Raw genomic sequence first — 11,442 nt, forward strand, 5'->3', positions numbered from 1 at the left:
TTGTTAAGCAATTCTCTTTTAGAGAAAAAATACCGTTCCGGTGGAACGTTCCGAAACATATAAAATAAATATAATCACTTATTAATCATACAATTAACAGCACCTCATCAGACTGAAAGCGTTGATATCAGCAAAAGGCGTAAAAATGTACGATAATTTAACAATTGGTTATTTTTTAGCACATTCATCTGCAAGTTCACTGAATTAACTAATATCATCTCAATTATCCTTCAGCAAGCCCAGGATTGTGATGTGAGCAAAATAACAAAGTGGCGGTATGAATCGGGAGTAAAAGCGCTGCAAAATCAAGAGGATTTACCCCCAGAAAGGCATGAGTTTTCCCCGAAGTACGGGCCTGAAAGTCAGAAAGGTGACGAAACGGAGAAGTAGAACATAGAGATGAACGGAGCCACGAACAGCTCCGTAGGTTATTTCATCTGAAAGCGAATTAACTTAACAGCCCTGGAAATATGGCCTTAATCCCCGTAACAATAAATTCGATGCCCAGCGCCATTAATAGCAGACCCATAATTCGGGTAATCACGTTAATACCCGTCTGCCCCAGAACTCGCACCAACCACGGTGCCATACGGAAAAGTCCCCAACAGCACAGGGCAAAAATCGCAATCGCCACAAAAAAGCCAAGCAGGTACATCACGCTGTGGTAACGCGTTCCCCACACGATGGTCGAACTGATCGCCCCTGGACCCGCCATCAGCGGCAGCGCCAGAGGAACGACGCCCACGCTTTCCCGGATTGCCGTTTCCGATTTTTCCTGCTTGTTCTGTTTATCCTCTCCCAGTTTCCCGCTAATCATCGACATCGCGATGGTCACCACCAGGATACCGCCAGCAATGCGGAACGAGTCAATTGAGATGCCGAACAGTTGCAGAATGCCGTCACCGAGGAATAACGAGGTCCACAGAATGATCGCGACGGACAGGTTGGCAGTCAGGTTCGTTTTATTGCGCGCCGCCGCTGTCTGGTAGCTGGTCATACTGATGAAGACAGGAATAATCCCAACCGGGTTCACTAACGCAAACAACCCGATGAAAAATTTGAAATAAACAGGAAAATCAAACAGCGTTTGGATCACGGTTAGCTCCGAAGCGTTAGCCGTATAAAATGAGTTAAAGTTACCGGGTGAAAACCGTGCTGAAGATACGCCTTTTCACAGTACATTTCACCAGGGCAAACGTAAAATTGCTACCATTCCTGAGTGTTACCAATATGTTTTAATTATGATAATTTGATAGCCATTCACCACTACAATTAGACAACACTTAGCGTTAAGGGCTAAAAGGGCCTGCTGAAAGGTGTCAGCTTGGACAAATCTTGATCCAGATCACGTAATCGCTACTCAGAAGTGAGTAACCTTGCTTACGCCACCTGGAAGTAACGCGTTAGAGTTAGATGCCGCTGACGCATAAACTCTTTTAGTAAATCAGAGCAAACTGGACGTTAAGTAACCAATTGATTTTCTGGCCGTTATGCAAACTAACGCCTGCTGTCTATACTCACGTATCGAGCAGATGATTTACTAAAAAAGTTTAACATTATCAGGAGAGCATTATGGCTGTTACTAATGTCGCTGAACTTAACGCACTCGTCGAGCGCGTCAAAAAAGCCCAGCGTGAATATGCCAGTTTCACTCAAGAACAAGTTGATAAAATCTTCCGCGCCGCCGCTCTGGCCGCTGCAGATGCTCGAATCCCTCTCGCGAAGATGGCCGTTGCCGAATCCGGCATGGGTATCGTCGAAGATAAAGTGATTAAAAACCACTTTGCTTCTGAGTACATCTATAACGCTTACAAAGATGAAAAAACCTGCGGCGTGCTGTCTGAAGACGACACCTTCGGGACCATCACCATTGCTGAACCTATCGGTATCATCTGCGGTATCGTACCTACCACTAACCCAACCTCTACGGCGATCTTTAAGTCCCTGATCAGCCTGAAAACTCGTAACGCAATCATCTTCTCTCCGCACCCACGTGCGAAAGATGCGACCAACAAAGCGGCAGATATCGTGCTGCAGGCGGCTATCGCGGCTGGCGCACCGAAAGACCTGATTGGCTGGATCGATCAACCTTCCGTAGAACTGTCTAATGCACTGATGCACCACCCGGATATCAACCTGATTCTGGCAACCGGTGGTCCGGGCATGGTGAAAGCGGCATACAGCTCCGGTAAACCCGCTATCGGCGTGGGCGCAGGTAACACGCCAGTGGTTATCGACGAAACCGCTGATATCAAACGTGCTGTTGCATCTGTCCTGATGTCCAAAACCTTCGACAACGGCGTAATCTGTGCTTCTGAACAGTCTGTTGTTGTGGTTGATTCCGTATACGACGCCGTTCGCGAACGTTTCGCCAGCCACGGCGGCTACATGCTGCAGGGCAAAGAGCTGAAAGCCGTTCAGGACGTTATCCTGAAAAATGGCGCGCTGAACGCCGCTATCGTGGGTCAACCCGCATATAAAATCGCTGAACTGGCCGGCTTCTCGGTACCGGAAACGACCAAGATTCTGATCGGTGAAGTAAAAGTGGTTGATGAGAGCGAACCGTTCGCTCACGAAAAACTGTCCCCGACGCTGGCGATGTACCGTGCGAAAGATTTCGAAGACGCGGTTATCAAAGCGGAGAAACTGGTTGCAATGGGCGGTATCGGTCACACTTCTTGTCTGTACACCGACCAGGACAACCAGCCGGAACGCGTGGCTTACTTCGGTCAGATGATGAAAACCGCTCGTATCCTGATCAACACCCCGGCATCTCAGGGTGGTATCGGTGACCTGTATAACTTCAAACTCGCACCTTCCCTGACTCTGGGTTGTGGTTCCTGGGGTGGTAACTCCATCTCTGAAAACGTTGGTCCGAAACACCTGATCAACAAGAAAACCGTTGCTAAGCGAGCTGAAAACATGTTGTGGCACAAACTTCCGAAATCTATCTACTTCCGCCGTGGCTCACTGCCAATCGCGCTGGATGAAGTGATTACTGATGGCCACAAACGTGCGCTCATCGTGACTGACCGCTTCCTGTTTAACAACGGTTATGCAGACCAGATCACCTCTGTGCTGAAAGCCGCTGGCGTTGAAACCGAAGTGTTCTTTGAAGTGGAAGCTGACCCAACGCTTTCTGTCGTCCGTAAAGGCGCTGAACTGGCGAACTCCTTCAAACCAGACGTTATCATCGCGCTGGGTGGCGGTTCCCCGATGGACGCCGCGAAAATCATGTGGGTCATGTACGAACATCCGGAAACGCACTTCGAAGAACTGGCGCTGCGCTTTATGGATATCCGTAAACGTATCTACAAGTTCCCGAAAATGGGTGTGAAAGCGAAAATGATCGCGGTCACCACCACGTCCGGTACCGGTTCTGAAGTCACGCCGTTCGCGGTTGTGACCGACGATGCAACTGGCCAGAAATACCCGCTGGCTGACTATGCCCTGACCCCGGATATGGCGATTGTCGATGCCAACCTGGTAATGGAGATGCCGAAATCACTGTGTGCCTTTGGTGGTCTTGATGCGGTGACTCACGCCCTGGAAGCTTACGTTTCCGTACTGGCTTCTGAGTTCTCCGACGGTCAGGCACTGCAGGCGCTGAAACTGCTGAAAGAGAATCTGCCGGCGTCCTATAACGAAGGGTCTAAAAACCCGGTAGCCCGTGAACGAGTTCACAGTGCAGCCACCATCGCCGGTATCGCGTTTGCGAACGCCTTCCTCGGTGTTTGTCACTCAATGGCGCACAAACTGGGCTCTCAGTTCCACATTCCGCACGGCCTGGCAAACGCCCTGCTGATCAGCAACGTTATTCGCTACAACGCGAACGACAACCCGACCAAGCAGACTGCCTTCAGTCAGTATGACCGTCCGCAGGCACGCCGTCGTTATGCTGAAATCGCAGACCATCTGGGTCTGAGCGCACCGGGCGACCGTACTGCAGCGAAGATCGAGAAACTGCTGGCATGGCTGGAAAGCCTGAAAGCTGAACTGGGTATTCCGAAGTCAATCCGCGAAGCGGGCGTTCAGGAAGCAGACTTCCTGGCTCACGTAGACAAGCTGTCTGAAGATGCATTCGATGACCAGTGCACCGGCGCTAACCCGCGCTACCCGCTGATCTCCGAACTGAAACAGATCCTGATGGATACCTTCTACGGTCGTGAGTACTCTGAAGGAACGCCGGCGGCGAAAGAAGTTGCTGCCGCGCCGAAAGCAGAGAAAAAAGCGAAGAAATCCGCTTAATCCTCGCTGAGCATCCATAACGTAAAAGCGGCCTCTGTTGAGGCCGCTTTTTTATATCCGAAATCAGTTACTGCTGTCGGGTCAATGAACGGCTGAGCACTTCGCCAACCGCTCATCAAGGCAGACGGTTAGTCGTGACGATGGCGTTCCTGTATCGCTGTCAGAGACCCCTCCTCCAGCGCTTCCTTGTAATGCTTACGGCAGACTGACACATACCGCTCGTTGCCGCCTATGACCACCTGTTCGCCTTCATTATAAGGTCTGCCCGCCTGATCAAGACGTAGCACCATACTCGCTTTACGTCCGCAGAAGCAGATGGTTTTGAGTTCAACCAGCTTATCTGACCACGCCAACAGGTATTGGCTACCCACAAACAGTTCGCCGCGAAAATCCGTGCGTAATCCGTAGCACAACACCGGAATATCCAGTTGATCAACAACTTCCGATAATTCATAAACCTGCTGTCGGGTTAAAAACTGACATTCGTCCACCAGTACACAATGAACAGGCTGTTGCGCATTATCGGTTGCTATCTCTTCATACAGCGATGAATTCTGGTTAAACAATTTGGCGGGAGAAGACAGCCCGATACGCGAACTCACTTTCCCCGCGCCATAGCGATCGTCTATTTCGGCGGTATATACAACAGTACGCATCCCGCGTTCCTGGTAATTGTATGAAGATTGCAGTAAGGCAGTCGACTTACCGGCATTCATTGCTGAATAGTAGAAATATAGCTGTGCCATCGGCCACAGACCCTCACCAAAGTGAAATAAAGACGGGGCGCAGTGTAGCATAATTTGAATCGTTATCGGTGCCTGGTTCTGCACCCGTCGGCTATATCTTCCGTCGCCAGCACACGTCCCGCGAAAAATCTGTAGAGGTGAATGTACGGAAAATACGAATTAACAATTGAGCAAACAACGCGCGACGGATCCCATTCTTGTCGTATTGTGCGTTCGATATTCATCAACACTGCTTATCAACACCGCCCTAATGGAAACCCTGAACTTATTGTTACTGTTCTACATAACTATTGCGGAGTAATAGACGGAGTCCATCAACAAAACTAATACAAAAGGTTGAAATCACTACGATGAGAGTCTATTTCGCCATGTGAAAATGTGACCTGAATCCGGATGTTTTCGACTGAAAAAAGGAGTAACCGCTCAGCCAATAAGCCCTTTTTTGTGCGTTCCTTCAAGAAAAATTTAAGTTCGGATATTTATTGTTGGCAAAAAATAAAGGGCAATTTTGAATTCCTTACATTCCTGGCTATTGCACATCTGAATTTAACGCTCTATTATTAGCTCAACAAACCACCCCCAATATAAGTTTGAGATTACTACAATGAGCGAAGCACTTAAAATTCTGAACAACATCCGTACTCTTCGTGCGCAGGCAAGAGAATGTACCCTTGAAACGCTGGAAGAAATGCTGGAAAAATTAGAAGTTGTTGTTAACGAACGTCGTGAAGAAGAAAGCGCGGCAGCGGCTGAAGTTGAAGAGCGTACTCGTAAACTGCAACAATATCGTGAAATGCTGATTGCTGATGGTATTGATCCGAATGAACTGCTGAATAGCATGGCTGCGGTTAAATCCGGCACCAAAGCTAAACGTGCAGCGCGTCCGGCTAAATATAGCTACGTTGACGAAAACGGCGAAACTAAAACCTGGACTGGTCAGGGTCGTACTCCGGCAGTGATCAAGAAAGCAATGGAAGAGCAAGGTAAACAACTGGATGATTTCCTGATTAAGGAATAATCTGTAATCTACCTGCTTAAAATCCCGCGCTCTGCGGGATTTTTTATGTCCGCGATCTACCGATTCCCCATAAAGCGTGCGTATAAAAAAACGGCACTGGATACCAGCGCCGTCTCTGTTCGTTAATTATAACGTCTGGTTACTTCTTAATACCCATCTCTTCTTCGAGCCAGGCCTTAAATTCGCTGCCAAGTGAATTATGTCGAATGCCATATTCCACAAATGCCTGCATATAACCTAATTTATTGCCGCAGTCGTGGCTCTTCCCTTTCATATGATAGGCTTCGACAGTCTCTTTTTCGATCAGCATATCGATAGCGTCAGTCAACTGAATTTCGTCACCCGCTCCCGGAGGGGTTTTCGCCAGCAGAGGCCAGATGTCCGCGCTCAGCACGTAGCGGCCAACAATCGCCAGGTTTGACGGGGCGACATCGGCTTTCGGTTTTTCAACGACGCCCACCATCGGAACGCTTTCGCCAGGTGCCAGCGGCACGCCTTTACAGTCAACAACACCGTATGCGGTCACATCAGCGACCGGCTCAACCATGATCTGGCTATTTCCGGTTTCATCAAAACGACGAATCATTTCTGCCAGGTTATCCTGGGATAAATCGGACTCAAACTCATCAAGAATAACGTCAGGCAGAATTACGGCGACAGGCTCATTACCGACTACCGGATGGGCGCACAATACCGCGTGGCCCAGGCCTTTTGCCAGCCCCTGACGAACCTGCATTATCGTGACGTGTGGTGGGCAAATAGATTGCACTTCTTCGAGTAGCTGGCGCTTAACGCGTTTTTCCAGCATCGCTTCCAGTTCAAAACTGGTGTCGAAGTGGTTTTCGATCGAATTTTTCGATGAGTGAGTCACCAGCACAATTTCAGTGATGCCCGCAGCAATACACTCGTTAACGACATACTGAATTAATGGCTTATCAACCAGCGGCAACATCTCTTTCGGGATCGCTTTCGTCGCCGGTAACATCCTGGTTCCTAATCCCGCAACCGGGATAACGGCTTTTTTGACTTTCGAGTTAATGGCAGCCATTTAAATTCTCCTGGACTGTTCATGTATTGAACGTGTTCATCAATCTGTATCGCATCGAGTATATCAGGACTGACTCAAGCCTCAGGTCCGAAAAGGATGCGTGTTCGTATAATTAAGATAAATACGTATAAGACTGGCGCTGATAGTAGCACCAGCAGAGAAAGGCAGGTACGGCAATTTGCATCCGCCCTCTCGATTGTTCATTCCGCAGACAACATAAGGCGCAATCGACCTCCTGCCCCCCAAATTTGACACTGCCAGGCTTCGCAGCGTTGACTAATTTGGTTGAGGTAGGTATTGCCTAACGTTCCCAGCGGAACGCCGTTACTGATCTGCACATTATGCGATTCGGTATTTAATGTCGCATTGAGTCCGGCCGAAACCAGAATCAGATTTTTAAGCTCACTATGATAATAGCCGACTAATAGCGGGAACTGTCCGGGTAAATTGGCCTGACGAAGCAGATGGTTGACCTGTTTCAATAATGCCCCCAGTTCCGGCAGGCGCTGATTCTGATGCGCGAGTTGATCCTGCAACAAGCCATTAAATAACGCCCGCAGAAGTAACGCCGCCAGCACACCGTTGTCACCGGCCCGGGTAACGTCCAGACAATAAAAGGCGAGATCGTTATCCGAGAGCGGCGCGATATCCAGAACCAGTCCAGGCTTATCCGCCGAAACCAGTTGTCGATAATTGACCCGGCAATGCGAAATAACCTGCTGTACCGGAGGCTGAAGCTCCTGAAGCAATTTCGCGGCGGCGGCGGGATTGTCCACCATCGCATCCCAGTCGCGAAACAGGCGCTCTTCTTCTTCAACACGGGAATTAAACATGTTCGGATAAAGGCAGGCAAACACGGTTTCCCGCAGCCGGGTCAGGTCCTTTACCGGTTTCAGCAGAACGTCATCCACACCGAGGCGTAAGGCTTTGGCAATATCCGCCATATTCTCTGTCGCCGAGATCACCAGAATCGGCGTCTGGTCACCGCGGTTACGCAAATGCTCCACCAGGCTGAGGCCGTTCATTCTTGGCATGGCGAGATCGCAAATCATGAGATCGGGCGTGAAATCGGTTAAACGGTCCAGTGCCTCTAAGCCATCGCCCGCCAGTGCCGTTGTCGCTCCCAAAGAGGAAAACCAGGAATCCAGAAGCGAGCGGAAAACCGGCTCGTCCTCAACGATTAAAATCTGTTTTCCGACCAATGGCTGCGTCATGTTCTCTCCCCTGACTGGCTCTACTCAATAGTGGCATGCTATTGCCACACACGCCTGTCAGAATATGCTTAAGTGTAGTTAATAATGGTGCGTCAAACGCCGGCACGCACCAGAGGCAAAAGTTCGTCCATCTTTTTCTCTACCGCTAACCGCCCTGCTTCTATGGCAGCGCTGGCACGATGAAAATCCAGGGTGGAGATTTGTGGACAGAAAGGTTGAATTAATATGTCCGGCGGATCGCCCGCCATGCGGTTACGCTTCAGGCGATTTTCCAGCACCTGAATCGAGGTGGTCATGATTTCCATCGCGGTTGGTGCGGTCACCACGCGGCGTGCGGTGATATTACCCAGCCGCTCTTTCAGGCGTGCGTGCCAGGAGAGTCCTTCATCATCACCCTCCTGACTGTCATCGCTGACGTTCAACGACAGCAAATCCTGCTGCATCAGATGCGCGTCGTGTTGCAGATCGACGGCAATCACGATATCCGCACCCAGTGCGCGGGTCAAAGAGATGGGAACCGGGTTAACGACACCGCCGTCCACCAGCCAGTAGCCATTGTGGGCGACGGGAGACATCAGGCCAGGGATACTGCAGGAGGCGCGAACGGCGAGATGGAGATCGCCTTCAGTAAACCATAATTCGCGTCCCGTACTGAGATTGGTCGCCACCGTTGCGAAGCGACGACTGCACTGCTCAATTTCGGCCACAGGCATGACTTTGCGGTATTGATTGAAGACGCGCTCGCCGCGCAGCAGTCCGCCCCTTCGCCATGACAGGTCCATCAGACGCAGGACATCCCAATAGCTAAACGAGCAAACCCACTCTTCAAGCGCGGGCAATTTATTGCAGGCATAGGCGGCACCGACCAACGAACCGATGGAACACCCTGCAACGATATCAATATCAATGCCCATGTGTTTGAGGGCTTTGATGACACCAATATGCGACCAGCCTCGCGCAGCACCTGAGCCTAGCGCCAGACCTATTTTCATTTTTCTCATTTGACCGACAGACTTCCCCTGGCTTACGGGCGTAGCAACATCTCCAACGCTCAGTTAACATAGTGCTACCCAGGCTTTTTTTATACGCCGTTTTTTTATCAGGGAGTTTTTTGTGTCTCAACGTTGTCCCTGTGGTAGCGCAGTCGAGTATAGCCTATGTTGCCACCGATATCTGTCTGGTGAGCAAGTCGCACCCGATCCATCGCACCTCATGCGTTCGCGCTACTGCGCTTTTGTGATGAAAGACGCAGATTATTTAATCAGAACCTGGCATCCGACCTGTCACGCGGCCCGTTTTCGGGATGAGATCGGTGCCGGATTTGCCACGACCGAATGGCTGGGGCTAACCGTTTTCGAGCACACCGTCTCTGAGGCCGACAACACCGGCTACGTCAGTTTTGTCGCCCGTTTTCGCGAACACGATAAACCGGGGGCGATCATTGAACGTTCTCGTTTTTTAAAAGAAAACGGTCAGTGGTACTATATCGATGGTACACGCCCGCAATTGGGACGTAACGACCCCTGCCCTTGTGGTTCAGGTAAAAAATTTAAAAAATGCTGCGGCTAGTCAACCGCCCGACAGTATTCACTTAGCAAACATCATCAACAGGATTACCGCTGCAATGCATTCTTTACAACGAAAAGTGCTTCGTACCATCTGCCCTGACCAGAAAGGGCTTATCGCGCGGATTACGAATATTTGCTACAAACATGAACTGAATATCGTGCAGAACAATGAGTTTGTAGACCACCGAACCGGGCGCTTTTTCATGCGTACCGAACTGGAAGGGATTTTTAACGACTCCACGCTGCTGGCCGATCTGGACAGCGCCTTGCCGGAAGGCTCCATTCGTGAGTTGAATCCCGCCGGACGTCGTCGCGTGGTGATTCTGGTCACCAAAGAAGCGCATTGTCTGGGTGACCTGTTAATGAAAGCCAACTATGGCGGGCTGGATGTGGATATTGCCGCGGTGATTGGCAATCACGAAACGCTGCGTTCGCTGGTTGAGCGTTTTGAAATTCCCTTCGAACTGGTCAGTCATGAAGGTTTAACCCGCGAAGAGCACGACCAGAAGATGGCGGACGCGATTGACGCACACCAACCGGATTACGTGGTGCTGGCGAAATATATGCGCGTGCTGACGCCGGAATTTGTGGCCCGCTTCCCGAACAAAATTATCAATATTCACCACTCATTCCTGCCGGCATTCATTGGTGCACGACCTTACCACCAGGCTTACGAGCGCGGAGTGAAAATCATCGGCGCGACGGCGCACTATGTGAATGACAATCTGGACGAAGGTCCGATCATCATGCAGGACGTTATTCATGTGGATCACACCTACACGGCGGAAGATATGATGCGAGCCGGGCGCGACGTCGAAAAGAACGTGCTGAGCCGCGCGTTGTATCAGGTGCTTGCCCAGCGCGTTTTTGTCTACGGCAATCGGACGATTATTCTTTAATCGACTGAGAAATGAATTGGTTAGCTTTACGCCTTTGCGGGTAAAAATCAGGCAACCAGTTTATTTTTCTCACCGGAATGCTTTACAGGGGCGCATCATTTGATATGATGCGCCCCGCTTCCCGAAATGGAAGCAGGCCAGTAAAGCGCATTACCCCGTGGTGGGGTTCCCGAGCGGCCAAAGGGAGCAGACTGTAAATCTGCCGTCATCGACTTCGAAGGTTCGAATCCTTCCCCCACCACCATCTCTTTCGAGATATCAAAGCATCATACCCCTGGCGGGGTTCCCGAGCGGCCAAAGGGAGCAGACTGTAAATCTGCCGTCATCGACTTCGAAGGTTCGAATCCTTCCCCCGCCACCATTATTTGCTACGGCAATGTAGCAACCCCAATAAGTTATGCAGAAGTTTGCACTTACCGGGAAGGGTGAGAGCCTTCGATTAAGGTTCGACTCGAGCGAAAGCGAGAGAACGTTACCGTAGGTAACGGCCCGAAGGGTGAGGAGCGAAGCGACGAATAATCCTTCCCCCGCCACCATCACGTCCCTATTGTCCCCGTTTAAATTCAAACTCTAATGCCCTATATTCTGCCCATGCGGGAAGGATGAGAAACGTCGATTAAGGTTCGATTCGAGCAAAGCGAGAAAGCGTTTCAGCAGGCAACCTTTGCCCGGTGGCAGTTCGTTTTCCGGGCCTACCAGAT

General features: G+C 50.4%; 9 protein-coding genes, 2 tRNA genes and 1 other RNA gene. 7 read left to right on the top strand and 5 right to left on the bottom strand.

The window, feature by feature from the left end; translation table 11 throughout:
* Positions 1-448: 448 nt before the first annotated feature.
* Entirely contained in the window at positions 449-1,096 is a 648-nt protein-coding gene (gene ychE / locus ACERJC_RS07885; RefSeq protein WP_042318631.1) for an NAAT family transporter YchE, read from the bottom strand.
* 476 nt (positions 1,097-1,572) lie between these two features.
* Between ychE and adhE the strand changes: the two genes are divergently transcribed.
* The gene (gene adhE, locus ACERJC_RS07890; protein ID WP_371895006.1) at positions 1,573-4,248 is read left to right on the top strand and encodes a bifunctional acetaldehyde-CoA/alcohol dehydrogenase; all 2,676 of its coding nucleotides are present in this window, start codon (positions 1,573-1,575) and stop codon (positions 4,246-4,248) included.
* 128 nt (positions 4,249-4,376) lie between these two features.
* Here adhE and tdk read toward each other — a convergent pair whose 3' ends face one another.
* A complete protein-coding gene (tdk, locus tag ACERJC_RS07895; RefSeq protein ID WP_178825973.1) occupies positions 4,377-4,994 on the bottom strand; it encodes a thymidine kinase in 618 nt (205 codons plus the stop codon).
* Between the two features lie 604 nt (positions 4,995-5,598).
* Here tdk and hns point away from each other — a divergent pair.
* Positions 5,599-6,012 (top strand): histone-like nucleoid-structuring protein H-NS, encoded by a 414-nt coding sequence (gene hns / locus ACERJC_RS07900; protein WP_042318627.1) that lies wholly within the window; start codon positions 5,599-5,601, stop codon positions 6,010-6,012.
* Between the two features lie 139 nt (positions 6,013-6,151).
* On the opposite strand, the gene galU is transcribed toward hns, so the two are convergent.
* The 3 genes from galU to rssA all read right to left on the bottom strand — a co-directional run bounded on the left by galU (position 6,152) and on the right by rssA (position 9,275).
* On the bottom strand, positions 6,152-7,060 hold the full coding sequence (gene galU, locus ACERJC_RS07905) for a UTP--glucose-1-phosphate uridylyltransferase GalU (protein ID WP_152404327.1): 909 nt from the start codon (positions 7,058-7,060) through the stop codon (positions 6,152-6,154).
* Between the two features lie 200 nt (positions 7,061-7,260).
* The gene (rssB, locus tag ACERJC_RS07910; protein ID WP_373671410.1) at positions 7,261-8,274 is read right to left on the bottom strand and encodes a two-component system response regulator RssB; all 1,014 of its coding nucleotides are present in this window, start codon (positions 8,272-8,274) and stop codon (positions 7,261-7,263) included.
* A gap of 92 nt (positions 8,275-8,366) precedes the next feature.
* On the bottom strand, positions 8,367-9,275 hold the full coding sequence (rssA, locus tag ACERJC_RS07915) for a patatin-like phospholipase RssA (protein ID WP_373671411.1): 909 nt from the start codon (positions 9,273-9,275) through the stop codon (positions 8,367-8,369).
* Positions 9,276-9,387: 112 nt separating this feature from the next.
* Here rssA and ACERJC_RS07920 point away from each other — a divergent pair, with 112 nt between their 5' ends.
* The 5 genes from ACERJC_RS07920 (at position 9,388) to ACERJC_RS07940 (ending at position 11,277) form a co-directional block, all read left to right on the top strand.
* Positions 9,388-9,843, top strand: coding sequence for a YchJ family protein (locus ACERJC_RS07920; RefSeq protein ID WP_152404321.1), 456 nt, complete (start codon positions 9,388-9,390; stop codon positions 9,841-9,843).
* Positions 9,844-9,898: 55 nt separating this feature from the next.
* Positions 9,899-10,741, top strand: coding sequence for a formyltetrahydrofolate deformylase (purU, locus tag ACERJC_RS07925; protein ID WP_152404318.1), 843 nt, complete (start codon positions 9,899-9,901; stop codon positions 10,739-10,741).
* A gap of 159 nt (positions 10,742-10,900) precedes the next feature.
* Positions 10,901-10,985: transfer RNA gene (locus ACERJC_RS07930), tRNA-Tyr, on the top strand.
* 32 nt (positions 10,986-11,017) lie between these two features.
* Positions 11,018-11,102: transfer RNA gene (locus ACERJC_RS07935), tRNA-Tyr, on the top strand.
* A 43-nt stretch (positions 11,103-11,145) separates the two neighbouring features.
* Positions 11,146-11,277: non-coding RNA, RtT sRNA (locus ACERJC_RS07940), on the top strand.
* The last annotated feature ends 165 nt before the right edge of the window (positions 11,278-11,442 follow it).

It is taken from the genome of Citrobacter telavivensis, assembly GCF_041807075.1.
Lineage (GTDB): Bacteria > Pseudomonadota > Gammaproteobacteria > Enterobacterales > Enterobacteriaceae > Citrobacter_A > Citrobacter_A telavivensis.